Source organism: Kitasatospora sp. NPDC048286 (assembly GCF_043201735.1).
In the GTDB taxonomy this organism is placed as follows: domain Bacteria; phylum Actinomycetota; class Actinomycetes; order Streptomycetales; family Streptomycetaceae; genus Kitasatospora.
Window position 1 is genome coordinate 272,543 of the sequence record NZ_JBICZE010000010.1, and the last position, 24,839, is coordinate 297,381.

At 74.6% G+C, this 24,839-nt stretch carries 22 protein-coding genes and 1 tRNA gene; 7 read left to right on the forward strand and 16 right to left on the reverse strand.

From position 1 onward, the window contains the following. Window positions 1–134: 134 nt before the first annotated feature. The 7 genes from ACGF13_RS24935 to ACGF13_RS24965 all read right to left on the reverse strand — a co-directional run bounded on the left by ACGF13_RS24935 (window position 135) and on the right by ACGF13_RS24965 (window position 8,063). The gene (locus ACGF13_RS24935) at window positions 135–1,838 is read right to left on the reverse strand and encodes an FAD-dependent oxidoreductase (protein WP_392878663.1); all 1,704 of its coding nucleotides are present in this window, start codon (window positions 1,836–1,838) and stop codon (window positions 135–137) included. A 69-nt stretch (window positions 1,839–1,907) separates the two neighbouring features. After that, entirely contained in the window at window positions 1,908–2,819 is a 912-nt protein-coding gene (locus tag ACGF13_RS24940; RefSeq protein WP_392878666.1) for a diiron oxygenase, read from the reverse strand. 238 nt (window positions 2,820–3,057) lie between these two features. Next, a complete protein-coding gene (locus ACGF13_RS24945; RefSeq protein ID WP_392878669.1) occupies window positions 3,058–4,107 on the reverse strand; it encodes an alpha/beta hydrolase in 1,050 nt (349 codons plus the stop codon). Window positions 4,108–4,289: 182 nt separating this feature from the next. Further along, the gene (locus ACGF13_RS24950; protein ID WP_392878671.1) at window positions 4,290–5,315 is read right to left on the reverse strand and encodes an RNA ligase family protein; all 1,026 of its coding nucleotides are present in this window, start codon (window positions 5,313–5,315) and stop codon (window positions 4,290–4,292) included. Window positions 5,316–5,395: 80 nt separating this feature from the next. Continuing rightward, on the reverse strand, window positions 5,396–6,643 hold the full coding sequence (gene aroA / locus ACGF13_RS24955) for a 3-phosphoshikimate 1-carboxyvinyltransferase (RefSeq protein WP_392878673.1): 1,248 nt from the start codon (window positions 6,641–6,643) through the stop codon (window positions 5,396–5,398). A gap of 190 nt (window positions 6,644–6,833) precedes the next feature. Beyond that, on the reverse strand, window positions 6,834–7,331 hold the full coding sequence (locus ACGF13_RS24960) for a hypothetical protein (protein ID WP_392878676.1): 498 nt from the start codon (window positions 7,329–7,331) through the stop codon (window positions 6,834–6,836). Between the two features lie 102 nt (window positions 7,332–7,433). Next, on the reverse strand, window positions 7,434–8,063 hold the full coding sequence (locus ACGF13_RS24965; protein ID WP_392878678.1) for a TetR/AcrR family transcriptional regulator: 630 nt from the start codon (window positions 8,061–8,063) through the stop codon (window positions 7,434–7,436). A 125-nt stretch (window positions 8,064–8,188) separates the two neighbouring features. Between ACGF13_RS24965 and ACGF13_RS24970 the strand changes: the two genes are divergently transcribed. Then, a complete protein-coding gene (locus tag ACGF13_RS24970; RefSeq protein ID WP_392878681.1) occupies window positions 8,189–9,601 on the forward strand; it encodes an amidase in 1,413 nt (470 codons plus the stop codon). 52 nt (window positions 9,602–9,653) lie between these two features. Here the strand turns inward: ACGF13_RS24970 and ACGF13_RS24975 are convergent, their stop codons facing one another. After that, window positions 9,654–10,406, reverse strand: a complete 753-nt coding sequence (locus ACGF13_RS24975; RefSeq protein ID WP_392878868.1) for a response regulator — start codon at window positions 10,404–10,406, stop codon at window positions 9,654–9,656. A 5-nt stretch (window positions 10,407–10,411) separates the two neighbouring features. Beyond that, window positions 10,412–11,650 (reverse strand): histidine kinase, encoded by a 1,239-nt coding sequence (locus ACGF13_RS24980; protein WP_392878683.1) that lies wholly within the window; start codon window positions 11,648–11,650, stop codon window positions 10,412–10,414. A 372-nt stretch (window positions 11,651–12,022) separates the two neighbouring features. On the opposite strand from ACGF13_RS24980, the gene ACGF13_RS24985 reads away from it, so the two are divergent. Together ACGF13_RS24985 and ACGF13_RS24990 are read left to right on the forward strand one after the other, a co-directional pair. Continuing rightward, entirely contained in the window at window positions 12,023–15,286 is a 3,264-nt protein-coding gene (locus ACGF13_RS24985) for a HelD family protein (RefSeq protein WP_392878685.1), read from the forward strand. Continuing rightward, the gene (locus ACGF13_RS24990; RefSeq protein ID WP_392878686.1) at window positions 15,220–15,624 is read left to right on the forward strand and encodes a hypothetical protein; all 405 of its coding nucleotides are present in this window, start codon (window positions 15,220–15,222) and stop codon (window positions 15,622–15,624) included. The genes ACGF13_RS24985 and ACGF13_RS24990 overlap by 67 nt, the downstream gene beginning before the upstream one ends. A 2-nt stretch (window positions 15,625–15,626) precedes the next feature. Here the strand turns inward: ACGF13_RS24990 and ACGF13_RS24995 are convergent, their stop codons facing one another. Beyond that, window positions 15,627–18,479 carry an AAA family ATPase gene (locus tag ACGF13_RS24995; RefSeq protein WP_392878688.1) on the reverse strand — a complete coding sequence of 951 codons (2,853 nt, stop codon included), beginning with the start codon at window positions 18,477–18,479 and terminating at the stop codon, window positions 15,627–15,629. A 245-nt stretch (window positions 18,480–18,724) separates the two neighbouring features. Between ACGF13_RS24995 and ACGF13_RS25000 the strand changes: the two genes are divergently transcribed. Next, window positions 18,725–18,895, forward strand: a complete 171-nt coding sequence (locus ACGF13_RS25000; protein ID WP_392878690.1) for a hypothetical protein — start codon at window positions 18,725–18,727, stop codon at window positions 18,893–18,895. Window positions 18,896–19,171: 276 nt separating this feature from the next. After that, the gene (locus ACGF13_RS25005) at window positions 19,172–19,441 is read left to right on the forward strand and encodes a hypothetical protein (protein WP_392878692.1); all 270 of its coding nucleotides are present in this window, start codon (window positions 19,172–19,174) and stop codon (window positions 19,439–19,441) included. 179 nt (window positions 19,442–19,620) lie between these two features. Here the strand turns inward: ACGF13_RS25005 and ACGF13_RS25010 are convergent, their stop codons facing one another. The 4 genes from ACGF13_RS25010 to ACGF13_RS25025 all read right to left on the reverse strand — a co-directional run bounded on the left by ACGF13_RS25010 (window position 19,621) and on the right by ACGF13_RS25025 (window position 22,426). Continuing rightward, window positions 19,621–19,977 (reverse strand): peptidase inhibitor family I36 protein, encoded by a 357-nt coding sequence (locus tag ACGF13_RS25010; protein ID WP_392878695.1) that lies wholly within the window; start codon window positions 19,975–19,977, stop codon window positions 19,621–19,623. Between the two features lie 184 nt (window positions 19,978–20,161). Continuing rightward, window positions 20,162–20,245 (reverse strand) — tRNA-Leu (locus ACGF13_RS25015). A 108-nt stretch (window positions 20,246–20,353) separates the two neighbouring features. Beyond that, a complete protein-coding gene (locus ACGF13_RS25020) occupies window positions 20,354–21,352 on the reverse strand; it encodes an alpha/beta hydrolase (RefSeq protein ID WP_392878697.1) in 999 nt (332 codons plus the stop codon). A 6-nt stretch (window positions 21,353–21,358) separates the two neighbouring features. After that, window positions 21,359–22,426, reverse strand: coding sequence for an alcohol dehydrogenase catalytic domain-containing protein (locus ACGF13_RS25025; protein WP_392878700.1), 1,068 nt, complete (start codon window positions 22,424–22,426; stop codon window positions 21,359–21,361). Between the two features lie 97 nt (window positions 22,427–22,523). Here ACGF13_RS25025 and ACGF13_RS25030 point away from each other — a divergent pair, with 97 nt between their 5' ends. Together ACGF13_RS25030 and ACGF13_RS25035 are read left to right on the forward strand one after the other, a co-directional pair. Continuing rightward, window positions 22,524–23,153, forward strand: a complete 630-nt coding sequence (locus ACGF13_RS25030; protein WP_392878701.1) for a CGNR zinc finger domain-containing protein — start codon at window positions 22,524–22,526, stop codon at window positions 23,151–23,153. Window positions 23,154–23,266: 113 nt separating this feature from the next. Continuing rightward, window positions 23,267–23,629 carry a peptidoglycan-binding protein gene (locus tag ACGF13_RS25035; protein WP_392878703.1) on the forward strand — a complete coding sequence of 121 codons (363 nt, stop codon included), beginning with the start codon at window positions 23,267–23,269 and terminating at the stop codon, window positions 23,627–23,629. 69 nt (window positions 23,630–23,698) lie between these two features. On the opposite strand, the gene ACGF13_RS25040 is transcribed toward ACGF13_RS25035, so the two are convergent. Further along, window positions 23,699–23,842: a DUF397 domain-containing protein gene (locus tag ACGF13_RS25040; protein ID WP_392878870.1), complete on the reverse strand. Its 144-nt coding sequence runs from the start codon at window positions 23,840–23,842 to the stop codon at window positions 23,699–23,701. Beyond that, the gene (locus tag ACGF13_RS25045) at window positions 23,799–24,743 is read right to left on the reverse strand and encodes a Scr1 family TA system antitoxin-like transcriptional regulator (protein WP_392878704.1); all 945 of its coding nucleotides are present in this window, start codon (window positions 24,741–24,743) and stop codon (window positions 23,799–23,801) included. Before ACGF13_RS25045 ends, ACGF13_RS25040 begins: the two co-directional genes overlap by 44 nt. Window positions 24,744–24,839 lie beyond the last annotated feature (96 nt).

Sequence of the window (24,839 nt, forward strand, 5' to 3'; positions counted from 1 at the left end):
GCGGGGAGCGGCCGGGTGCGCAGGAAGTCGGCCCACCCGACTTCCTGCGCACGTCACGCCGCCACGGCACCGCCCGGCCCCGGCACGCCGGGCACCCCGGCACCCCGGCGCCAGCAGGGCCCCGGCGGTCCCCGCTACCGCCGCCGACCCGCCGCCAGCAGCTCGGGGACGGTGGCGAGCTTCACCCGGGGCCGTCCCTCACTCTCGCCCCGCTCGCGTTCCGCGCGGTCCACCGCCCGCAGCTCCCGCAGCCCGACCGCGTCCGGCCGCCGGCGGCGCACCAGCCGTTCGAAGTCCCTGCGGTCGGCCTCCGGGACGGGCAGCGCGCGGGCGGTCGCGTCGTCCAGCAGCGCGTCCACCGTCTCCCGCGCGCAGGCCCGGTTGGCGCCGATCCCGCCGGACGGCCCGCGCTTGGCCCAGCCCACCACGTACGTCCCCGGCAGCGGCCGCCCGGTGGCCGGGTCGACCACCCGCCCGGCCCGGTGGGCGACCGTCCCGGCCCGCTCGTCGAACGGCAGCCCGGGGAGCGGGACTGCCCGGTGCCCGATGGAGCGCACCACCAGCCCGGCCCGCAGCACGTCCCGCTCCCCGGTGCCCTCGACCCGGCCGTCCGCCGCCAGGGTGGTCCGCTCGACGGTCAGGGCCTCGACCCGCCCGTCCCCGGACAGCTCGACCGGCGCCGACAGGAACCGCAGCACGATCCGCCGCCCCGGCGCGGGCGCCGCGGCCCCGTCGTACGGCACCAGCGGCAGCCCGGCGAGCAGCGCCGCGCCCGAGCCCGATCCCGGCGCACCCGCGCCCGCGCCCGCACCCGCGCCCGGTTCCACCCCCGCCGGCTCGATCGCCGCCCGCACCTGCGGGTCGTCCGCCACCACCACCTCGACGCCCGGCAGCTGCCGCAGCGCCAGGAACTCCGCCCTGGTCCACGCGGCCTGCTCCGGACCGCGCCGGGCGAGCAGCACGACCTCCCGGACCCTGCCGCGGCGCAGCGCGGCCAGCGCGTGGTCGGCGATGTCGGTGGCCGCGAGCCGGTCGGGGTCGGTGAGCAGGATGCGGGCGATGTCCACCGCGACGTTGCCGTTGCCGACCACCACCACCCGCTCGGCCGCCGACAGCTCCACCGCCTCGGCGGGCACGGTCGGTTCGGCGTTGTACCAGCCGACGAAGGTGGTCGCGGGCAGGCTGCCCGGCAGGTCCTCGCCGGGGATGCCGAGCCGGCGGTCGGCGGCCGCGCCGACCGCGTACACCACCGCGTGGTGGTGCGCGGCGAGTTCCTGGTGGCTGACGTCCGTGCCGATCTCCACGTTGAGGTGCATCCGCAGCCGCGGGTCGTGGAAGACGCTCGCGAAGCTCTCCACGATCCGCTTGGTGGACTGGTGGTCGGGGGCGACGCCGTGCCGCAGCAGGCCGCCGGTGACGGGCAGCCGGTCGATCATGGTGATCTCGGCGCTGGTGCTGCGCAGCAGTTCCTGCGCGGTGTACCCGGCGGACGGGCCGGTGCCGACGACGGCGATCCGCAGCGTGCCGAGTTCGCCCGGCAGGCTGCGCGGGAAGCTGGGCGCGCCCCAGGCGTGGTCGCTGGGGTGGTCGCGGAACCAGTCCCGGTTGAGGTCGCCGAACACGGTGTCGGGGCCGCGCAGCCGGTCGACCGGGAACACCGCGTCCACCGGGCAGGCGTCCGCGCAGGCGCCGCAGTCGATGCACGCCCGCGGGTCGATGTAGAGCATGTCGGTGGTGCCGAACTCCGGCTCGTCCGGGGTCGGGTGGATGCAGTTGACCGGGCAGACGGACACGCACGAGGCGTCGTTGCAGCAGGTCTGGGTGATCGCGTAGGCCATGGCCGGGGTGGGGTCCTCGCTGTGTCCGATGGGCGGGAAACGATCCGGTGAAAGCGATCCGACGGTTCGTCAGATCATGTGCACCCGGCGGTAGACGGCCGCCGCGCGGCTGGTGAGCAGCCCGGTCTCGGCGAGGAAGGCCATCAGGTGCCGGGAGCTGGTGCGCATCATCGCCTTGCGGTGCTCGTTGGCCCGTACCTCGGCGAGCGCCCGCGGGACGTCGAGCCCGGCGGCCTTGTACACGCCCGGGTGCACCATGCTGGTGACGATGACGTACGCGCCCACGGCGATACCGGTGGCCGAGGTGCGCCGGCGGGCCAGGCTCGCGTGGCGCATCCGCTCGCGGATCTCCTGCCGGGCGAACTTCATGTGCCGGGACTCCTCGACCACGTGGATCCGGGAGGTACCGCGGACGATCTCCAGGACGTTCTCGCCGCGCATCCAGTCGCGCTGCATGACGTCGAGCACCTCTTCGGCCACCAGGATGCCGCCGTAGGCGAGTTCGCCCTTGGCGAGCGCCTTGAAGGCGCGTCCGGCCTGGGCGATCAGCTTGTGCGGGCGGTAGGCGGGGACGCCCATCTTCTCGCAGGCCCGGGCGAACATGATCGAGTGGCGGCACTCGTCGGCGATCTCGGTGAGCGCGAACTGGAACTCGGCGCTGGCGGGGTTCTTGAGGTACTGGTCGCGCAGCACCATCTGCTGGAGGATCATCTCGAACCAGATGCCGGTGTTCATGATCGAGCAGACCTCGTGCCGGGTGAGCGTGACCCGCTGCCGCTCGGTCATCTCGTCCCACAGCCGGGTGCCGTAGAGGGTGCTCCACTCCGGGTTGAGGCCGTAGTGCTCGTCCGGGAGAGGGGCGTCCCAGTCGATCTCGGCCGAGGGGTCGAAGGAGAGGGTGGCGGCCGACTCCAGCAGCCGCTTCGAGACGTCGTCGTCGGCCGTGGTGTGGCCGTGCCCCGCGTGCCAGCTGAGCGCCATGGCTGCCTCCAGGTGCCTGTTCCGCCGCGGGCTCCCGCTCACCCGCTTATTAGACGGACAGTACAATAAGAGCCGGGCGCCGAGAACCCCCTGTGCGGCAACGACCCGGCGCGCGAGCGTCGGCTCACGCCCCCTGCACGCACTGCCCGCCACGGCACGGCCCACCCCCACCCCTCCCCACGGCACGGCGAAGGGCGGGCCCTCCCCCACGGCCCGCCCTCGGCCGTACGCCTGTTCGCTACCCGCCGATCGCCTGCCGCAGCGCCTCCGCCGCCTCGGCGGCCGCCTCCCGGAAGCGCCCGCCGAGGCCGAGGTAGTTGACGTACCCGTGGATGAGGTCCGACTGCCGGCTCAGCCGCACCTCGACCCCGGCCTCCTTCAGCGCCCGCGCGTACGCCTCGCCCTCGTCGCGCAGCGGGTCGAAGCCCGCGGTGCCGATGTACGCGGGCGGCAGCCCGGTCAGGTCCTCGGCGAGCAGCGGCGACAGCCGCGGATCGGTGCGGTCGGCGGGCGCGGGCGCGTACCGGTCGGCGAACCAGTCCATGTCCGCGCTGGTCAGGAGGAACCCGTCGGCGAACAGCCCGCGCGAGGGGCGCCGGGTCGAGGCGTCGGTCGCCGGGTAGAGCAGCAGTTGGAACGCCGGCGCGGGGCCGCCCCGCCGGACGGCCTGCTGGGCGACGACGGCGGCCAGGTTGCCGCCCGCGCTGTCCCCGCCGACCGCGATCCGCTCCGGGTCCGCACCCAGGTCGGCCGCCTTGGCGCAGGCGTAGTCGAACGCGGCCACCGCGTCCTCGGCCGCCGCCGGGAACGGGTGCTCGGGCGCCAGTCGGTACTCCACCGACAGCACCCGCACCCCCGCCCGCCGGGCGAGGAAGCGGGCGACGTGGTCGTGGCTGGCCCGACTGCCGATCACCCAGCCCCCGCCGTGCAGGAGGACCAGCAGGCCGGAGCCCGCCGCCAGCCCGTCCGGGGTGTACAGCGTCGCGGCCGACTCGCCGTGCTCCTGCGGGATGCCGACGCTCCGCGCGGCCACCGTACGATCCGTCGGCCCGCCCACCAGGTGCCGCGAGTGCTCCATCGCGGCCCGCGACGCCCCGACCCCGCCAGGCATCACCAGCGCCACTCCGGACAGCCGCTGGAGCTTCAGCATCACCTGCGCGTCCGGCGCGAGCCGCTGCCCGTCGCGCACCACCGGCTTGCCCGCGATCCCCCGTCGCAGCCCTTCCGGCAGGGCGTACAGGGCCCGGACGGCGGCGGCCTGGATCCGAACGGCGGGTGGGATCGTCATCTCTTCTGCCTCCTGAGGGCGGCCCGGGAAACGGGGCCAGGGCGGTGTCGGGGCGGTCCCACCGGGACCGGGAGCCCATGATGGGCCCCGCCCACCGGACTTGGAAGCCTCCCGCACACGACCCTCGCACCTCGGCTCACGACAGCCGCCTTCTCGCCCGGGCCACTTCCGTTCCCCCGCCGTCAGGAGTTACGCCGGTCCTGCGCGTCGAAGGATGCCAGCGAGCGAGCGCCGGGTTCCAGGGCCTGACGCAGTGCGGCCAGCACGGCGGGCTCCAACCCGCCAACGGCATCGGCGAGTTCGTCGGCCACGTCCGCCGCGATCTCCTCCGCCACGGCCTCCGCGGCCGTGCGCGGGCCCAGTTTGCTGACGGCGGCCGCCGCGCGGGTGGGGGTGAGCAGGACGGAGGCCTGGACGAGGAGCCAGGCGGGGACGCCGGCCGCACCCTCGGGCGGGGGGAGGTACGGGCGGGCGCCGTCGTAGCGGTCGTCCTCGGCGAAGGCCTGCTGCTTCACCTTCACCAGGGGACGGGCCGGGCCGGACTCGTGCCACTCGCCGGCCGGCTTGAGGACGTACCCCTCGGCGAGGTTGTCGGGCAGCTCGGGCAGGCCGAACAGGGCGGACACCCGGGTGGGGTAGCGCGCCGGGAGGTCGTGCAGGGTGTTCAGAGGTCCGTGTCCGAGCAGGGGCACGCAGGTGAGTCCGGCGGCCCGCGCGGCCGTGCGCAGGGTGCGGTCGGCGATCCACCAACGGCCTTCGGGTGTCTCGACGGTGGCGTCGAACGGCAGCCAGCGCAGGCCGGGGGCGTACCAGACGCCGGTCTGGACCGGGTCGACGCCGGGGGCGGCGGGCACCTCGGGGTGCGGGTAGCGGCCGCCGGCCAGTTCGCCGTAGATCGTCACCACGGCGTCGGGGCCGCTGGCTCCGCGCACGGCGGCGGCGAACCGGGCTGCCGCGACGGAGAGTTCGGGCCAGATCCGGCTCACGCCGAAGAAGCCGTCCAACCCCTCGTCGTCCAGCAGTTCGCGCCGCTTCGCGGCCCGCACCGAGCCGCCTTCGCAGACCACCGCGAAGTGCGCCCCGTGCACCTTCTCCGCCGCGGTCCACTCCCGGCTGCCGGGCCCGCCGGAGCGGCCGCGGGCGGCGATCTTGGGGTAGGGCCGCAGCCCGGGCCCGTCGGACACCGTCTCGAACACCGTCTCGGACACGAACGGAATCCTCGCCGCCCGGCCCGCCGGCTGGCAACCGGGATTCCGGAGGCGCCGGGCGGCGCCCGCCGCGGACCGGGTCAGACGCCCCAGCCGGCGCGCAGTTCGGCGAAGACCTCGTGGAAGCCCGGGAAGGTCTTCCGCACGCAGCCCGGGTCGTCGAAGGTGATGCCGGGCGTGCGCAGCGAGGTGACGGCGAAGGACATGACGATCCGGTGGTCGGAGTGGGTGGCGATCTCGACCGGGCGCGGTGTGCCGGGCCGGATCTCGATCCAGTCGTCTCCGGTGGCCACGGTGATGCCCATGGCCCGCAGGTTGTCGGCGCAGGCCTCCAGTCGGTCGCACTCCTTGACCCGGGTGTTGTGGACGTCCTCGATCCGCACCGGCCCGGTGGCGAACGGGGCGATGGCGGCGAGCGTGGGCATGGTGTCGGAGATGTCCCGCATGTTGACGGTGATCCCGCCGAGCGGGCCGTCGCCGGCCACCGTCGTGCGGTCGCCGCCGACGTCCACCCGGGCGCCCATCCGCCGCAGCACGTCGACGAAGCGCAGGTCGCCCTGGAGCGCGTCCCGGCCGAGGCCGGGCACGGTGACCTCGCGGCCGGCCAGGGCGGCCGCGGCGAAGAAGTAGCTCGCCGTGGAGGCGTCCGGCTCGATCGGGTAGTCGGCGGCCCGGTAGCCGCCGGAGGGCACCTCGAACACCTCGCCGGCGGGGGTCGGCTCCCGCTTCACCTCGACGCCGAAGGAGCGCATCATCGCCACGGTGATGTCGACGTACGGGGCCGAGACCAGCCGGGTGACGGTGATCCGCAGGCCGTCCCGGGTGAGCGGGCCGAGCAGCAGCAGGGCGGTCAGGTACTGCGAGGACTGCCCGGCGTCCAGGGTGAGTTCACCGCCGCGGACGCCGTCGGCGACGACCGTCAGCGGGTGGTGCCCCTCGGCCTCCTCGTGCCGCAGGTCCACGCCCAGCTCGCGCAGTGCCCGGGTGAGCGGGGCGACCGGGCGGCGGCGCATCTGGGCGGAGGCGTCGAAGCGGTAGGTGCCGTGGCCCGCGGCGGCGAGGGTGGGCAGGAAGCGCGCGGTGGTGGCGCCGTCCCGGCAGTACACCTCGGCGCCCGGTACGGCGGGCCCGGCCGGGCGGCCCTCCACCCGCCACGACCGCGGCGTCCGCTCGATCCGGTACCCGAGGGTGTCCAGTCCCTGCGCGAAGCCCTCGGTGTCGTCCGAGGTCAGCGGCCGGCGCAGGGTGGTCACGCCCTCGGCGGCGGCGGCCAGGAACAGCGCCCGGGCGGTGATGGACTTGGACCCCGGGATCTCCACAGCGGTCACGGCAGGCTCTCCCAACACGAGTGTCCGACCGGTGTCTCCGGTGACGTCGGGCCCGATCCTGCCCCACCCGGCCGCCGCCTTCGCCGACCATCCACGGACTGGACGGCGACCGGGGCGCCAACGGCGGGCGACGGTTCGAAAGGGTGGCGGCATTCGGAGAGCGGGCCCGACGACCGGCAGCCGACACTCGTCAGCCGGCCGCGGACAGCCCCGGCGGGACGGTGGCGCGCAGCCGCCGGACCGTCCGCAGGACGTCGTCCCGGTGCTTGGCCGACTTCACCCAGGCGGGCAGCCGTGCGAGCAGCGTCATCGAGGCAGGCGCCGTGGCGCGCTCGCGCAGACCGGCCCCGACGTAGCCCTCCAGCAGGTCGAGGTGCGCGGGGTTGTACGCCCACAGCCGCCGCCCCCGGCACTCCGCGTCCAGCCAGAGCGGCAGCCGGAAGTACGGGTCGGCGGGCCCGCCGAACGCCCGCGAGCCCGGGAACGCGTCCACGGCGTGCCCGCAGCCGCACCGCAGCCGTCGACGGGTGTGCTCCCGGTCGCCGATCCACCGGTGCTCGCACTCGTCGCCGAGCCGCGCGAGGACGAGGGCGCAGCCCCCGCACTCCGGGCAGCGGACGAGCACCTCGTCGGCGAAGTGGTGCAGCTTGACCCCGGGGTCGGTGAAACGTCCCGTCGTGCCCGCCATCCCGCCCTCCCCGCTGCCGACCGTCCCGAGCGTCCCGGGCCACCGGCCGTTGATCATCTCATCTGCGCGGATCTGGTACGGCTGACGGACCCCGCCCCCGTCTCAGCAGCGCGCCCAGAGCCCGGCCAGGTGCGCGTGCAGGACCTCCTCCGCCTCCGCCACCGTCCGGTGCCCGACCAGGACGTGCGCGGTGAGCCCGTCGGCCAGGGCGAGCAGCGTCCGGGCCTCGGTCCGCGCGACCACCGCCGCGCCCGCCGTCTCCCCACCCAGCGCCGACCCGCCGACCACCGCCGCGCCGGCGGCCTCGGCGACCAGCCGCACCATCAGCTCCTCCAGCGCCGCGTAGCTGCTCCGCAGGGTCGCCGCCAGCGCCGGGTTGACGGCGGCTCCGGCGACGAAGGCGAGCCAGATCCTGGCCTCGGCCCGGTGTTCCTCCCGCAGCAGCGCCACCTCACCGGCCACCAGCCCGAGTTCGCTGGCCGCCGACTGCGCCGGTCCGGCCGTGAGCCGGCCGCGCACCCGCTCGGCGACCCGCTCGCCGACGTGGGTGAGCGCGAACAGGAGCATCTCCTCCTTGGTGTGGAAGCAGCGCTGGACGGCCCCCATCGAGACCTCCGCCCGGGTGGCGACGTCCCGCAGGCTGACGCCCTCCAGCCCGTGCTCGTCCACCAGCAGGCAGACGGCCTCGGCGATCCGCCGGCGCCGGTCCTCGTGGTCCACCTGCTTGGGCATCTCCGGTCTCCTCCGCACGTCATCCGGTCTCGGACTTATTCCGATGCAAGCGTATCGGTTCCCGGGCTAGAGTGCGGTAACCGATGCGACCGCATCGGAACGTCGAAAGTCGGAGGATTACCCCCATGCCCCTGTGGAGCAGGCCCGCCACCGAACTCGCCGCCGCCGTGCGCACGGGCGAGGCGTCGGCACTGGACGTGGTGGACAGCCACCTGGCCCGGATCGCCGAGGTCAACCCCGACCTGAACGCCGTCACCCAGCTCCTCGCCGACCGGGCCCGCGAGGCCGCCCGGGACACCGACCGCCGCCGGGCCGCGGGCGAGGAACTGGGCCCGCTCGCGGGCGTGCCGTTCACCGTGAAGGAGTGCACCCCGATCGCCGGCGTGCCCACCACCTTCGGCGCCCCGCACTTCCGCGACCACGTCGCCACCACCGACGCCGTCCCGGTGGCCCGGCTGCGCGCGGCGGGGGCCATCCCGATCGGCCACAGCAACATGCCGACCCTGATCGTCGCCGGGATGCACACCCGCAGCGAGCTGTACGGCGACACCCGCAACCCGTGGGACGCGAGCCGCACCCCCGGCGGCTCCAGCGGCGGGGACGGCGCGGCCGTCGCCGCCGGGATGGCCCCGCTCGGGCTCGGCAACGACTCCGGCGGCTCGGTCCGCGTCCCGGCCTCGTTCTGCGGCGTCGCCGCCCTCCAGCCGACCCTCGGCCGCTTCCCCACCGACCAGCGCCTGATCGGGCCGGACGACCCCGGCCCGGCCTCCCAGGTGCTGGTCACCGACGGCCCGTTGGCCCGTACGGTCGCCGACCTGCGGCTCGCCTACGAGACGCTGGCGGGCACCGACATCCGCGACCCGCGCGCCGTGCCCGTCCCGCTGTACGGAGAGCCGCTCGACGGCCCGATCAGGGTCGCCGTCGTCACCGACCCGGGCGGCCGGGGCGTCCACCCCGCCGTCCGCCGCGCCGTCGAGACCGCCGCCGACGCACTGCGCGACGCCGGGTACGACGTCCGGGAGATCCCCGACGTCCCGAGGCTGGACGAGGCGTACGAGACCTACCACCGCCTCCCCGTCAGCGAGTTCGCACCGACCTGGCCCGCCGTCCGGCAGCTGCTGGGCGAGGGCGGCGACCGCTACATCGAGCTGACGATGCGCAGCGCCCCGCCCGCGGACGTCGCCGGCCTGGTCCGGCTGATGAGCGCCCGGATGGGCATCCGCCGATCCTGGGCGGAGTTCCTGCACGAGTACCCGCTGGTGCTGGGCCCGGTGTTCACCGAGCCGCCGGTCGAGCCCGGCCTGGAGTCGCGGGACCAGGCGGGCCGTGACCGGGTCGCCTCGGCCATGCGGCTCTGCTCGGTGACCAGCCTCGTCGGTGTCCCGGCCGTCGCCGTCCCCACCGGTCTCGACGCGGACGGCCTGCCGACCGGCGTCCAGCTCATCGGCCGGGCCTTCCGGGAGGACCTCTGCCTGACCGCCGCCCAGGCCGTCGAGGACCGCCTCGGCACCCTCACCCCGATCGACCCGAGGCCGTGAGCCCCGCCGGGGGCCGGTCAGGCCCGCGGCCGTGAGCCCTGCCGGGGGCCGGTCAGGCCCCCAGCAGGCCCGGCACCACCAGCCCGCTCTCGTACGCGATCACCACCGCGTGGGTCCGGTTCTGCGCGCCGAGCTTGCTCAGCACGTTCCCCACGTGCGTCTTGACCGTCTCCTGGCTCACCGCGAGCGCCTGCGCGATCTCCGGGTTGGACAGTCCGGTCGCCATCAGCCGCAGCACCCCCTCCTCCCGCCCGGTCAGCCCCGCCCGGGGCAGCGCCTCGGCCGAGTCCAGCGGCCGGGGCGCGACCATCCGGCGCAGCGCGGCGGGGAACAGCACCGCCTCCCCGGCCGCCACCACCCGCACCGCCTCGGCGATCTGCGGGACGGGCAGCCGCTTGAGCACGAAGCCGCAGGCTCCGGCGCTCAGCGCGGCGGTGACGTAGCCGTCGTTCTCGAAGGTGGTGATCACCACGACCTTGGGAGGCCCACCGGGCTCCCCCGACGAGCCAGGCTCCCCCGACTGGCGATGCTCCCCCGGGCCGCGCTCGCCCACCGGGCCGTGCTCTCGCAGCAGTTCGCGGGTCGCCTCGATCCCGTTGCGGCGCGGCATCCGCACGTCCATCAGCACCACGTCGGGCCGCAACAGCCGTGCCCGCTCGACCACGTCGACCCCGTCGGCGGCCGTCCCGACCACCGTGATGCCCGGCTGGGCGCCCAACAGGGTGCCCAGCCCGCTGCGGGTGACGGGGTCGTCGTCGGCGATCAGGAGGGTGACGTCGGGCGTACCCGGATCGGCGCCGCTCACGCCGCTCACGCCGTCCACCGCATCGGCAGCCTGACCGCCAGCCGCCACTGCCCCTCGCCGTACGGCCCGGCCTCGAACTCGCCGTGCAGCAGCCGCACCCGCTCGGCCAGGCCGGGCAGCCCGTGCCCCGAGGTCGGGAAGCCGCCCGCCTCGGACCCCGCCGCACCGGCCGCACCGCCCGGACCGCCGCCCACTCCGTTGACCACGCTCAGCTCCAGCTCCTCCGGCCCCGCCGCCACCCGCAGCTCGATCGGCCCGCCCGCGCCGTGCCGCAGCGCGTTGGTCAGCCCCTCTTGGACGATCCGGTAGGCGGCCCGGGAGAGCGTGCCCTGCACCCGCGCCAGGTCCCCGGAGGTCCGCGGCACCACGACCGCGCCCGCGTGCCGCAGCCGGTCGACCAGTTCGGGCAGGTCGGCGAGGGTGCGGGTCGGCGCGGTGCCCGACTGCTCCTCGCGCAGCGCGCCCAGCACGTAGTCGAGGTCCTCCAGCGCGGCCCGGGTGGACTCCTCGATGCTGCGCATGGCGGCCCTGGCCGCGGCCGGGTCGGCGGCCAGCACCTCGCCCGCGACGGCCGCCTGGATGGTGGCGGCGGTCAGGGTGTGCCCGATCGAGTCGTGCAACTCGTGTGCCAGCCGGTTGCGTTCGGCCAGCAGCCGCTCCCGCTCGGCGGCCATCGCGAGCCGCTCGGCCGGCGAGGGCCCGAGCAGTCGCGGCGCCAGCCACCGCAGCGCGCCCGACACCACCGCGAACAGCGTCGCCGCGAGCAGCAGGCAGAACACCCCCACGATCCAGGCCCAGATGCCCGTCAGCTCCGTGGCCCAGCCGAAGAGGCTCACCCGCGCCTCGCCCGCCGCCCAGCGTCCGGGCAGCGTCACGCCCATCGCCAGCAGCGTGCTGCCGCCGACCAGCACCAGCCACCCCAGCAGCACGTGCACCACCACGAACGCCGGCGTCCGCCACCGCTCCGTCGCGGCCCCCTTCACCGGGTCGGGCACCGCGACGCCCAGCAGCCGCCGCGCCCCCGCCGCCAGCACCCGGCGCACCACCCGGGGCAGCCCGGCCACCCCGAGCAGCACCACCCACACCGGCAGCGCCGCCCAGGCCGCCTCCGGCCGGCCGTCCAGCCCCAGCGTCAGTCCGAGCGCCAGCATCGCGACCGGCAGCCCGGCCAACGCCCCGACCACCGCGAACAGCACACCCGTATACGTCGACCCGCGCAGCAGCGGCCGCAGTCCCTTGATCATGTTCGCCAGTATCACCGCCCTTCCGGTCCCGCTCCTCCCCCGATCGAGGGAGGACCTCGACCGCCACCGCCACCGTCACCACCACCGCCCCGCGAAGCCCACGGGCACCCCGCCCGACGCCCGACCGACCACCCGCCCGACGACCCGTCCGGCGCTCGCCCGACCACCCGCCCCACGACCCGTCGGACGCTCGCCCGACCGCCCGACCGCCCTCCGGGCCCCCCGACGAGCCGGCCCCGAACCCCCGCCCGGGGAACGCCAGTTCCGTCTGTTCGTCACCGCCCGCTCTCTGGTAGTTGTTTCACCACGCACGGACGCAGGCCCGTGACGCAGGCCCGCAGCGGCGCCCCGGGCACCGCAGGGAGGACGCACATGGGCACGACCACTCGGGACCAGGTCCTGGCTGTCGAACAGCACGCGGTGAACCACGCCTACCGCTGCTACGCCGCGCGGCTCGGTGAGCTGAGCGGATCGTCGACGGCCGAGGCATCGGCGAGTGGCAAGGACGGGATCGCCAACCGGGCGGAGGCGGAGGCCCGGGCCGCGGCGTACGACGGGCTCAACGACGAAGCCCTGGTCTTCGCCCGGGTCGACGCCCCGGAGGACCCCGGCGGCAAGCCGCGCCCCTGGTACATCGGGCGCCGGGGCGTACGGGACGACGCGCGCGATCCGGTGGTGGTGCTCTGGTCGAGTCCGCTGGCGAAGCGGTGGGCGGAGGCCCTGCCCGAGTCTCCGGGCGAGGTCTCCCTGCGACGCCGGCTGCGGTGCGTGCGGCACATCGTCAAGGACTACTTCGACGAGATCGCCCCGTCGGCCTTCGCACCGATGCCCGACGCGCTCCCCGCACCCGCCCCCGAGGCGGTTGCCGAAGCGTCCCCCGAGGCGGCCACCGAGCCCCGGCCCGTACCCCGTCCGACCCCGCGACCCACGCCCCGCCCCACTCCCCGGCCGGTCCCCCGGCAGGCCACCGAGCACCGCGGCCAGCGCGGCCCCCACCCCGCGGCGAAGGACCAGGCCGACGCCCCCGCCCCGCCCCGTCCGGAACGCCGCCCGGAACTCCGGCCGGACGACTTCCTGTTGCGCGAACTCCAGCGCTCGCGCAACGGCCGGATGCGGGACATCGTCGAGACCATCCGGCGCGACCAGATGGCCCTGGTCACCGGCTCCCCCTCGGACGTCCTGGTCATCCAGGGCGGCCCCGGCACCGGCAAGTCCGCCGTCGGCCTCCACCGGGTGACCTGGCTCGTCGACAACGCCCACTTCAAGGCCCAGGACATCCTGGTCATCGGCCCCCACCAGCGGTTCCTCGACTACGTCGGCCAGGTCCTCCCCACCCTCGGCACCCGGGACGTCAACGCCGTCCAGCTGAACCGCCTGTGGGACGGCGAGGTGCTCGGCACGGACTCCCCGCGGGCCAGGACGGTGAAGTCGGACGAGCGGATGGCGGCCGTCCTGCGGCGGCGCGTCGAGCGCGAGTACCGTCCCGAGGCGCTGGACGACCTCACCGAAGCCCCCTCCTTCGAGGGCGACGAGCCCACGGTCGTCGTGACCGCCGGCAGCACGACGCTGCGCGTGCCGCGGTCCGAGGTCCTCGCCCTGCTCGCCCGGGCCCACACCGGCGACGGCCCCTACCGGGAGCGCCGCGACCGCTTCCGGGGCCTGCTCGTGGACCGTCTGCTGAAGGAGCTCTCGGACGTCGCACCGCGGCGCCGGCAGGCCGACTCGGTCCGCCGCGACCTGGAGCGCAACCGCCGGGTCGAGCGACTCGTGGACCGCGTCTGGCCGTCACCGGGCGCCCGGGAGGCGCTGCGCACCCTCTACGACTCGCCCGACCTCCTGGCCGCCTGCGCCGACGGCGTCCTCGACGCGGACGAGCAGGCGGTGCTGCTCAGGGCCCGCGCCGCCACCGCCGGTGCCGAACCCTGGACCCTCGACGACCAGGTCTGCCTCGAAGAGCTCCGGATGCTCATCAGCGGGGAGACCCCGAGGCGTTACGGGCACATCGTGATCGACGAGGCCCAGGACCTGACGCCCATGCAGGCCCGCACCCTGCGGCGGCGCTGCGCCGTCAACGGCTCCATGACCGTCCTGGGCGACCTCGCGCAGGCGACCGGGCCGCACATCCCGGCGACGTGGGAGCAGCTCGGCGCGATCCTCTCCGACGACGGCGACTGGCGCATCGCCCGGCTGGAGACCAGCTACCGCGTTCCCGTCGAGATCATGCGGTTCGTCGCGCCCCTAGCGCAGGCGGTCGCACCGACGCTGGAGTCTCCCCAGGCCGTCCGCTCGGTGGGCCCGGACGCGGTGCGGACGGTGGCGACCGACCCGTGGCGGCTACTCGACGACACCGTCGCCCAGGTGGCCCGCCTGGTGGGCACCGACGACGGTCACACCCCCCGTTCCGTGGCCGTCATCGTCCCCGACGACTCGAACTGGCTCGACGAGATCGACCGCCGGCTCAACCGAAGCGGCGCCCCGGCCGACGGCACGGGCGGCACCGGGGGCCGCGAGTCGGTGTCCGTCCTGGCCGCCGCCCAGGCCAAGGGCATGGAGTACGACCACGTCCTGGTCGTCGAGCCGGCCACCATCGCCGATCGCGGTCCGGCCGGGCTGCGGCAGCTGTACGTGGCCCTGACCCGCAGCACCCAGAGCCTCACCGTGCTCCACACCGCTCCGCTGCCGGAGGCGCTCACCGCCCCCGGCCCGACCGCACCCCAGGCCGATCTCCAGGCCGCGCCCCAGGCCGATCCGCAGGCCGCACCCCGGCCCGAGCCCCAGCAGGCCGTTCCGACGGAGAAGGCCACCGGCCCCCTCCCCCGGATCGGCGCGGACGTCAGGGTCGAGGTCGTCGGCCGCGCACCCGGGGGCCGCTACCGGGTCAAGCCCCTCTCCCCCGGGATCGACCGGCCCGTCGTCCTCACCGTCCGGCACGGCTCGGTGCCGCCGCGGCTGGGCGAGAAGCTGGACTGCTGGGTGTTCGCGAACGAGACCACCCAGACCGTCCTCACCGCCGACCAGCGGGGCCGGTCCCCGGTCTCCGAGCGGATGGCGGGGCGCTACGTCGCGGCGCTGGACGTGCTCGGTGAGCTGGCCGGGAGGGACGGGGACGTCCCGGACGCCCGCGTCCACCTCTCCGAGTTGCAGGGCATGGCCAACCGCGTGCTGCGGCGGGACCAGGCCGACTGGGTCGACGTGTTCCACCTGCTCGGCTCCCCCGACCGGGACGCGCTGGGCGCTCTGCGCGACCTCGCCGCGACGACCAACCGCGCGCTGAAGGAGGGCGCCCTGGACCTCGTCCGGCTCCGGGCGGAGCTCACGGCGTCGGGCTGGACGGAGCGCCTGGCCGAAGCCCGCGAGAGGCTCCGGGCCCGCTTCACCCCTGCCACCTCGGCCTCAACCACCCTCACCGAGACCGCCCTCACCGAGACCGCCCCCGCCGACACCGCCCCCTCCGAGACCACCCCCGCCGAGACCAGCCCCACCCCGAGCAGGAGGACGACAGCCCGATGGTCCCCGCGGTCAGCACCCCCGCCGCACCCGCCCCGGCCACGAAGGAGGGCTTCCTCCGCATGCTGGAGGCGTCCGCCGAGGCCGACCGCGGCTGCAAGAAGCACGAGGCGGTCCGGTACGCGCTGAAGTCGGCCCTGCTCTGGGCCGACTTCCAGCCGACCGACTCGCCGGTCGTCGACGTCGCCTGTGTCACCGGGCAGGGCCTCTTCCTCTACGAGGCGCTCGGCACCGGCTGTTCCTCCTACCCGGACCTGCGCTCGGGCGCGACCCGGCTGCTGGAGATCAACCACACCCTGCCCGCGCCCGCCGCCGCTCTCTACCTGGTGCTCGCCGAAGCGCCCACCGAGGACTGGTCGGCCGACACCGTCCGCGACGTCTTCGGCGTCCACGTCATCTGGCGCCGCCCGGACGGCGGTTGGGGCGGCCGGGACACGGACGCCGCCCTGGGCGTGCCGGGGGCGTAGCCTCAGCCCGCGCGCTGCGGCGGCTCCGGCACCGGGCCGAGCGCGTCGCGCAGCATGGTGCGGGAGGTGATGCCGAGCTTCTCGTAGATCTGGTACAGGTGCGCCCCGACCGTGCGGTGCGAGATGAACAGCCGGTCGGCGATCTGCTTGTTGGTGAGTCCGGAGGCGGCGAGGCGGGCGATCTCCAGCTTCTGGGCGCTCAGGCCACGGGTGTTCGAGGCGTCGGGCCCCGGCCGGCTCAGGCCCGTCGCCTGGAGTTCGTTCCTCGCCCGCTCGACCCACGGCCGGGCCCCCAGGTCCTCGAACGTGGCCAGGGCGGCGCCGAGGTGGTCCCTGGCCTCGGTGGTGGACCGGACCCTGCGCAGCCGTTCTCCGTAGGCGAGCCGGACCCTGGCGTGGTCGAAGCGCCACCGGTCGCCGCCGGGGGTGTCCAGCGCGAGGGCGAAGAGCCGCAGGGCTTCCTGGTCGTCGTCGCTGCACAGGGCGGCCGAGGCCTCCAGCAGCATGGCGTGCCGGGAGGACACGGCGCCCAGCCCGGCCTCGCGCATGGCCCGGACGTGCGCGGCGGCCTCCTCGCGCCGGTCGCAGCGGACGCCGGCCTCCACGAGGTGCGCGGCCACCCACAGCGCGTGGGGGACGTGGGAGGCCAGGGTGCCGGCGGGGCTGACGGCGTCGGCGTGCCGGTAGGCGAGCGCGAAGTCCCCGCTGCCCAGGGCCGCGACGGCCGCGGCGTGGTGGGCGTAGTGCGCGGCGCAGGGGGCGCCGTGGCGCGCGGCCCAGTCGATGACGTGGCCGGCCGTCGCGAGGCTCTCCTCGGTGTGGCCGCGGGCGCCGAGGACGATGGACCTGATGAACAGGAAGTACCAGGCGAAGGCGCGGTACCCGTGTTCCTCGCAGGCCCGCAGCGCCTCTCCGGCGAGGTGGAGCGCCTCGTCCCACCGCCCGGTGAGGTAGTCCTCCAGGCACAGGTGGATGAGGGAGGAGAGGTGGCGCCGGGCCGGGCCGCCCTCGCGTCCGGCCCGCACCACCTGCCAGGCCGCTTCGCGCACCTCGCCGAGGCGGTCGAGGTAGAGGGCCCCGGTGCCGACCCGGGTGATCAGTACGGGGTCGGCTTCCTCGCCCAACGAGGCCGTCAGGGCGTCGAGTTGCCCGTGCGCGGCGGCGCCGGTGCGCGCGGGGTCGGCGAAGGTGCGGCCCAGGACGGTCAGGATGGCGGGCGGCTCGGGGGTGAGGCGTTCCAGGGCCCGGTCGTAGGAACGCCACAGGTCGGGGTGGGCGCCGAAGAAGCAGATCACGGCGAGGACGTGCAGCGCGTCGACGAGCGCCTTGTCGTCGGCCCGGTACCGGTGGGCGCCGGCCGCGGACTCGATGGCGGTGGTCAGCAGCCGGTGCGCGGCACCCACGTCGCCACCCCCGCCCACGTCGCCGCCCCCGCCGGGCACGTCCCCGCCGAGCGCGTCCCCGTTGAGCACCAGCAGCGCCGACGCCGTGGCCGAGTGCAGCGAGTCCTCCCCCTCCGGCCCGGCCTGGCGCGCGTCGTCCAGGAGTTGGCGGGCGCTGGTCAGCTCCCCGGTGGACTCGGCGCCCAGGTAGGCGGCCTCGGCGAGCCGGCGGCGCCGGTTCGGCCCCTCCGGGGAGAGGTCGGCCGCCCGGATCAGGGTCCGCATGGCCCCGGCGGCGTCGCCGCGCCGCAGGGTGAGGCCGGCGGCGTGCTCCAGCAGCGCGGCGACCTCCTCGTCGGGCTCCAGGGTGGCCTCGCCCAGGTGCCAGGCGCCGCGTTCGGGCCGGTCGGCCAGCGCCTGGGCGAGTGCCGCGTGCGCGGCGCGCCGTTCGCCGCTGAGCGCGTGGGTCACCACGGCGGATCGGATCAGCGGGTGGCGGAACCTCAGCCGCTGCAGCCCTTCCTCGATGTCCACCAGCCGGTCGCGCTCGACCGGGCCGAGGGCGTCCAGGCCGTACGAGCCCTCGGCCCGGCGGGCGGCGGCCTGCAGCACGGCGAGGTCGCCGGTGCCTTCCAGGGCCGCGAGCAGCAGCAGTTGCCGGGAGGCGGCGGGCAGCCGGGCGATCCGCGCCCCGAACAGCGTCTCCAGCCGTCTGCTGAGCGCCGGTACGACCGGGCAGTCGGCGGAGGCGGCCGCCGGTACGGCGGGCGGCAGTTCCAGCAGTGCCAGCGGGTTGCCGCCGGCCTCGGCGAGCAGCCGCCGGCGTACTCCGCGCCCGAGGCCGGGGAACCGATCGGCGAGCAGCCGGGCCGCCGACTCGTCGTCGAGGGGCGGGAGTTCGTACGTGGGGAAGGCTGCGGCTTCCCGGGGGCCCAGTTCGCCGGAGCGCGCGGCCGCCACGAAGCCGACGCCCAGGCCGGTCACCCGGCGGGCGACGAAGCCGAGCACGGCGGTGCTGGCCGGGTCGACCCAGTGCAGGTCGTCGACGACGAGCAGCAGCGGCTGCCCGCCGGCGACGGTCTGGAGCAGCCGCAGGACGGCGTTGGAGACGAGGAGTTGCCCGGGCGGCGGGCCGCTGTCGAAGCCGAGCACCACCCGCAGGGCGTCGCGCAGCGCGGCGTCGAGCTGCTCCAGGGCGCTGAGGTGCGGGAAGAGGATCTGGTTGAGGCCCGAGTAGCCGCAGTCGGCCTCGAACTCCACGCCCGAGGCCCGGAACACCCGGGCGCCGTCCGCGAGCGCGGCCGTGGCGACCGCGTCCAGGACGGCGCTCTTGCCGACACCGGCCTGGCCGACCAGCAGCAGCGCCCCGCCACCGGCCCCGATGCCGAGCCGCTCCCGGACCAGCCGCAGATCGCCGTCCCGGCCGACCAGCGGACCTCCGTCGCCGAGCACGCCGGCCTCGACCCCGCCCACCACAACCGTTCCCCTCCCGCGCGATTCCGGCCGACCGCCACCCGCGCGCCGAAACCGGACTTCCTCGGGAGGAAATCCCCTCGGCACGGCCGTGAACGCCTCTGGCCACCCATTATGGCGGTAGACGGATAGTCAATTCATGAACTCCCCGGTCCACTTTCGGCCACCGGAGCCGGGGCGCGACTACGGCACCGGCTCCTCCATGTCCCACGTCGACGGCTCGGCCGCCCGGCGCTGGTTCCTCCATGCCCCGCGTGAGGCCGCCGGCCTCGGCGAGACCGCTGCTGACCAACCACACGACCCCGACGGACCGGCTGAACCGCACCAAGAGCCCGGCGTCGGACGAGACGCCGCTCGCGGACCCCGGCTCCACCGCGGCCAGGCTCCACTGGAGGTTCGTGGCGGTCGCCCAGTGACCCACCCGGCCCGGTGAGCCCGGCGGCCGGTCGATCCGCGGATCGACCGGCCGCCTCCCTGATTTCCTGCGAGCGGCGTGCTCCGCCCGAACGACCTTGCGGACAGATCGCCCGATCGGCCATCTCCGCAGGTCAGCACGGTGTGTCTGACAGTCCGTGAGGTCTGTTCGGATGGCGGCGTCGCTTGCGGGGGGTCGCGGCCCGTGGCTGTCTGGTTCAGGCGGGGCCGACCGGTCGCCGCCGCTTCTGATCTCGAACTCCACGGAGAGAACCATCATGCGTGCTGTCAAGCGTGTCCTGGCCGTTGCCGCCCTCACCACCCCGCTCGTGATCGGCTGCGCCGGCCTGGCCTCGGCCACCGAAGGCCTGGACGCGTCCTTCGGTCAGGGCTTCTTCACCGCCAACCAGAACGGCGCCGGCTTCGGCTCCAACCAGTCCACCGTCAGCCCGGACGGCCTCTCCCACGCCACCGCCTGGATCTACTCCGACGACACCGGCATCAGCGGCTCGTACACCGGCGCGGGCGCCATGTGGAACAACGGGTGACGTACCCCGCACCGCCGGAGTCGTGAGGCCCTCACGACTCCGGAGCGGTTGAGCGGCCGGTCGACCAGGAGGTCGACCGGCCGCTCCCGTGAAGGCACCCGTGGGCCGCGGGGGAAAGGCGTCACATGGCGCGGCGAGCCCGTCTCCCGGAGAGCCGCCGAGGATCCGCCGAGGGCGGCTCACTCTGCTCCGGCCGGTCGCGCGGACTGGACGGGGTACGGGAAGCTGGCGGCGCCGCGGCCCGGTTCGACCGCGACGCGGAGACCGCCGTACGCGGGCAACTCATAGAAGCACCAGGCCACTTGACTGTGGTTGACCACGCTCTCGACAGGCGGTTCGATCAGCGGCCGCGGCTGCCTGATGTGCTCCAGCAGACCCTGGTAGTCCACCTCGGTGTAAGCGCACACCGTGTGGCCCCGGGGACGGCCGAGCTGCCTGGGGACGGACGGCGCGCCCGCCGCGGGGATCACGGCGGCACTCGCGAGCGCCGCCGCGGTCAGGGAGACGGCCGCCCGACCCCGCATGGACCACGGCACGGCGGCCCCCTTCCGATTCCTCGGCGAGCAGCGGCCTCGCCGCCCGGAAGGGGAATCCCACCCCGGAGGGGAGCGGTAAACAGCGGCCGGGAAAGTCGTACCTTACGAAGTCGCCGCCGAGGCCCGGGAGTTGGGCGGAGAACAAAACGGCCGGTCGATCCGAAGATCGACCGGCCGTTCGCTGTGCGCGAGGGGGGAGTTGAACCCCCACGCCCTTTCGGGCACTGGAACCTGAATCCAGCGCGTCTGCCTATTCCGCCACCCGCGCATCTGGGTGATGAGGAAAACTATAGACCATCCGGAGGGGTGCCTCCGACCACCCCCCGGCGAACGGGCGGGGCCGCCCCCGGGTGGGGGCGACCGCCGCCCGGTCGCGCTACGGGGCCGGGGCCCGGAGATGGCGGGTGAGGTAGCCGAGCCAGGCCTGCTCGAAGGCCTGTGCGAGCCGCGACTCGGGGGCGAACAGGTCGAAGGCGTGGTACGCGCCGGGGTACAGGTGGAGTTCGACCGGGACGCCGTGGGCACGCAGGCGCGTGGCGTAGTCCAGGTCCTCGTCGCGGAAGCAGTCGAGTTCGCCGACCGCGATGAAGGCCGGCGGCAGCCCGCCGAGGTCCTCCGCGCGGGCGGGGGCGGCGTACGGGCAGACGTCGCCGGTTCCGGCGCGTTCGCCCAGGACCGCCCGCCAGGCCAGGAGGTTGGCGGAGCGGTCCCAGATGCCGATGTCGGTGATCTCGTGGCTCGACGCGGTCCGGTTCCGGTCGTCGAGCATGGGGTACATCAGCGCCTGGAAGAGCGGTGCCCGGCCGCCGCGGTCGCGGACCAGCAGGGCGGTGGCCGCCGCGATCCCTCCGCCGCCGCTCTGGCCGGCGATCCCGATCCGGGCACCGTCCAGGCCCAGGGCCCCCGCCTCACGGACGAGCCACCGGTGGGCGGCGTACCCGTCCTCGGCGGCGCCGGGTGCGGGGGTCTCGGGGGCCAGCCGGTAGTCGACGGCGGCGACGGCGCAGCCGACCCGCGCGCACAGCCGCTTGAGCCAGGGGTCGTCCTGGGCGGCGAAGCCGAGCACCTGCCCGCCGCCGTGGAACCAGAGCAGCACCGGCAGCGGCCCGCTCGCGGTCGTGGGCCTCAGCAGACGGATCGGCACGTCGGGGCCACCGTCCGGCCGCGCCGCGCGGTGTTCCTCCACGGTGACCGACGGGTCGTCGGGTGTGTTGGCGGCGCTCGCCTCGGCGAAGGCGCGGAGCGTCTCGCGCGTGGCGGCGATGTCGGTCAGGTCGAACGCGCCGTTGGGGGTCATCGGAACGCCGCCGAGGGCCCGGCCGAGTTCCGGGTCGATCCGCAGACGGGGGACGGACGTCGTCGTGTCCGCTGCCATGGCCGCTCAGGCCCCGAACTCGTCGATGACGACCACGCCGGTCGGCCCGTACGTCTCCAGGTCCGCCAGCACCGAGCCCGCCTCGTGGAGGCCGACGGTGCGGGTGACGATCCGGCCGGGGTGGAGGCGTCCGGCTTCGATCATGTTGAGCATCGTGCCGAACCGCTGGCCCTGCATGCCGAAGGCGCCCAGGAACTCCAGTTCCTTGACCATCATCACGTCGATCGGCAGCGCGACGTCCCCCCGCTCCGCGCCGGTGGTGTGCCCGAGTTGGAGGTGGCGGCCGCGCGTGCGCAGCGAGAGCACGGAGTTCCGGCAGGCCTCGGCGATCCCGACGGCGTCCACGGACACGTGGGCGCCACCCCCGGTGAGGGCCTTCACCGCCTCCGCCGGCTCGTCCGTGGCCGCGTTGACGGTGTGGACGGCCCCCAGGGCGCGCGCGGCCGAGAGCTTCTCGTCGTCGATGTCGACCGCGATGACGTTGGCGCCGGTCGCCGCGGCGATCTCCACCGCGGACAGGCCCATGCCGCCGCCCGCCCCGTACACCGCGACCCACTCCCCGCCGCGGACCCCGGCCTGGTCGACGACGCCATGGAAGGCGGTCATGTAGCGGCAGGCGAGGGCGGCGACGTCGACGAAGCCGACGGACTCCGGCACCCGGACGAGGTTCACGTCGGCGAAGCGGACCATGACGTACTCCGCGAAGGCACCCCAGTAGGAGACCCCGGGCACGAGCGAGTCCACGTGCTCGCACACGTGCTGGTTGCCGCTGCGGCACATCTCGCAGGAGCCCTCGCCGGGGTTCATCGGGAAGATGACGCGGTCGCCCTCCCGCCAGCCCCGGACGTCCCGGCCGACCTCCACGACGGTGCCGGCGAACTCGTGGCCGAGAACGAACGGCGGCTCGACCCGCGGCCCTCCCGTCCAGAACTCCCCCGCCCACAGCGCCCAGTCGGTGCGGCAGATGCCGTTGGCCCCGACGCGCACGATCGCACCGTCCGGAGGGCAATCGGGATCGGGCACCTCGCGGATGACGAGGGGCTTGCGGAGTTCTTCGATGACTGCGGCGCGCATGGACGCGACCTCCTCAGGGATTGTCCACCGGTTCAAGCGGTGGACTTGGACGCTATGTGCTCGCCGCGCACCACGTCAACCGCCTAAAGTGGTGGACATGAGCGATGGGGACGGCCGACGAGAAGGGCGCCAGCGCGCCAGGACCGACTTCCGGTTCGACGACGCGCGGCTGTGCTTCGCCTTCGCCGGCACGCTGGCCGACCGCGGCAAGGAGGTGCGGGTCGAACGGCTGGCCCGGCCGGAGGACCTGAGCCGCTGGTGCGTGGAGAGCGGCTGCACGACAGCCGCGCCGGCCTGCACCGAGGCCGACCTGGACGGCGCCAGGCGACTCCGCGAGGCGGTCCAGCGGATCGGCCTCGCCCTGGCGGAGGGAACGACGCCCGCGGTCGGGGACGTCGACCTCGTCAACCGCGCTGCCGCCGCACCGACTTCGGCGCCCGTACTCTCGCCCGACGCGGCCACCGTCCGCTGGCACGGGGACGGCGTCACGGCCGTGCTCTCCATGGTCGCGCGGGACCTGATCGAACTCTGCGGGTCCGACCAGCGGACACGCGTCCGCATCTGCGGGAACCCGGCGTGCGGGACGCCGTTCGTCGACACCTCCCGTGCGGGGGCACGGCGTTGGTGCTCGATGAAGACCTGCGGCGCCCTGGTGAAGAAGCGGGCCTACCGTGCGAGGAGCCAGGCGACCACTGAGGCCGAAGAGGCGGTTGCGTCTATCCGATAAGCGCACCCGGATGAGGTGTTTTCTGGACAGCCCTCACGGGACCTCTCGGGCCACCCTTGGTACACACGCGCTGCGCCGCCGGTACGGCGCACGCCAACGGGAGGGAACCCTCAATGCGCAAGCTCGTCACCGGCCTCGCCGTCGCCGGCCTGCTGTTCGCCGGCTCCGTCGCCACCGCCGGCACCGCCAACGCCGCCCAGCCCGGAGCGACCTGCAGCGAATACACCACCTCCGAGCCGCTGCTCCGGTCGAACAGCTCCGGGGCCGCCGTGCAGGCCCTCCAGTGCGAACTGAACCTCTCGATCAACCCCAACCAGGGCTACCGGCTCGACAAGGACGGCGTCTTCGGCCAGGCCACCCTGAGCGCCGTCTACAAGTTCCAGAGCTGCGTCGGCCTCGCGGTGGACGGCGAGGTCGGCCCGCAGACCTGGGCGAAGCTGGACTACTGGAGCAACGCGAGCGGCTGGGCCTGCTGACAGGACTGGTCAACGCATCGGGGCGGGGCACCGGCGGGTGCCCCGCCCCGAGGGCGTTGAGGGGGTGGATCAGCCTTCGAGCGGAAGGCGGCCGGCGCGAACGGCCTCGACGAAGGCGCTCCAGGAGGAGCCGGGAAAGACGAGGACCGGGCCGTCGGGGTCCTTGGAGTCACGCACCGGAACGAGGCCGGGGAATCCGGGGGCTACCTCGATGCAGTCGCCGCCGTTGTTGCCGCTGTGGCTGCTCTTCCGCCACTCGACTGCAGCGATCTTGTCGCTCACCATCTTTGTAACCCTCCAGCGCATCGACGATCAGCCGACGCGAGTCGCTCCCTGACAGGCATTCGCCACGGAGCTGCTCGAAGCGGCGGTGATGCTTGGTCACTTTGGCAAGATCTGCACTGAGATGCCCTGCATCAAGGCTCTCCGAGTAGACCACGCGCTGCCCATCCGGCAGCTCCAGCAACACCATAGCCGTGTTGATGTAGGCCTGCCGACTTGAGAACGGCGCCACGTGAATGACGATGTTCGGGAGCTGGGCCACCCGCAACAGGTGCTCCATCTGGCTCCTCATCACACCAGGCCCGCCAATGACAGTACGGATCGCACTCTCGTCGAGAATGGCGACCAGCAGCGGCCCGTTGGGCGCGAGAAAGCGCGCCTGTCGACTAAGTCGCGCCTTGGTCAGCTCTTCGATCTTGTCCGGATTGCCGGCCGCATCGCCAGTGGCGAAGAGCGCTCGTGCGTACGGCCGACACTGCAACAGACCGTGCACCACGCTGTCCTGGTACACCCGAGCCGCAACCGAGATGGCCTCCAAGTCGACGTGACCCTGGAACCAATCAGGGTGATCGATCGACGCGTTCCAGTCGACCATCCCGTACAGCCGCATCAGCAGGTCACCGGTGTTCAGCAGTTGCCCGAGCTCCTCGACCTCATCGAGAGGCGGCTTGCGCCGCCCGCCCTCGGTCCGTGAGACCACCGTCCGGTCGAGGTGGAGCAGCTTGCCCAACTCCTCCTGGGTGTAGCCCGCCTGCTCTCGCGCGTAGCGGATCTCCTCGCCGAACATGATCGCGGAGCTCGCCGTCGGTCCGCGCTGCTTTCGCCGTGTCATCACCACTCCCACCTGTGCGTCACGTGCTCAACACGTGGATTTGGACGCAACCGTACCCCCGCAGGCCGATCATTGACACCGGAAAGCGATCATCTG

Coding starts and splice junctions, on each gene's coding strand:
- ACGF13_RS24945 (WP_392878669.1), bottom strand. CDS start 4,107: ATGACGATCCCACCCGCCGTTCGGATCCAGGCCGCCGCCGTCCGGGCC.
- ACGF13_RS25020 (WP_392878697.1), bottom strand. CDS start 21,352: ATGGCAGCGGACACGACGACGTCCGTCCCCCGTCTGCGGATCGACCCG.
- ACGF13_RS25035 (WP_392878703.1), top strand. CDS start 23,267: ATGCGCAAGCTCGTCACCGGCCTCGCCGTCGCCGGCCTGCTGTTCGCC.
- ACGF13_RS24935 (WP_392878663.1), bottom strand. CDS start 1,838: ATGGCCTACGCGATCACCCAGACCTGCTGCAACGACGCCTCGTGCGTG.
- ACGF13_RS24970 (WP_392878681.1), top strand. CDS start 8,189: ATGCCCCTGTGGAGCAGGCCCGCCACCGAACTCGCCGCCGCCGTGCGC.
- ACGF13_RS24980 (WP_392878683.1), bottom strand. CDS start 11,650: ATGATCAAGGGACTGCGGCCGCTGCTGCGCGGGTCGACGTATACGGGT.
- ACGF13_RS24960 (WP_392878676.1), bottom strand. CDS start 7,331: ATGGCGGGCACGACGGGACGTTTCACCGACCCCGGGGTCAAGCTGCAC.
- ACGF13_RS25005 (WP_392878692.1), top strand. CDS start 19,172: ATGCGTGCTGTCAAGCGTGTCCTGGCCGTTGCCGCCCTCACCACCCCG.
- ACGF13_RS25045 (WP_392878704.1), bottom strand. CDS start 24,743: ATGACACGGCGAAAGCAGCGCGGACCGACGGCGAGCTCCGCGATCATG.
- ACGF13_RS24990 (WP_392878686.1), top strand. CDS start 15,220: ATGCTGGAGGCGTCCGCCGAGGCCGACCGCGGCTGCAAGAAGCACGAG.
- ACGF13_RS25000 (WP_392878690.1), top strand. CDS start 18,725: ATGCCCCGCGTGAGGCCGCCGGCCTCGGCGAGACCGCTGCTGACCAAC.
- ACGF13_RS24940 (WP_392878666.1), bottom strand. CDS start 2,819: ATGGCGCTCAGCTGGCACGCGGGGCACGGCCACACCACGGCCGACGAC.
- ACGF13_RS24985 (WP_392878685.1), top strand. CDS start 12,023: ATGGGCACGACCACTCGGGACCAGGTCCTGGCTGTCGAACAGCACGCG.
- ACGF13_RS24965 (WP_392878678.1), bottom strand. CDS start 8,063: ATGCCCAAGCAGGTGGACCACGAGGACCGGCGCCGGCGGATCGCCGAG.
- ACGF13_RS25025 (WP_392878700.1), bottom strand. CDS start 22,426: ATGCGCGCCGCAGTCATCGAAGAACTCCGCAAGCCCCTCGTCATCCGC.
- ACGF13_RS25030 (WP_392878701.1), top strand. CDS start 22,524: ATGAGCGATGGGGACGGCCGACGAGAAGGGCGCCAGCGCGCCAGGACC.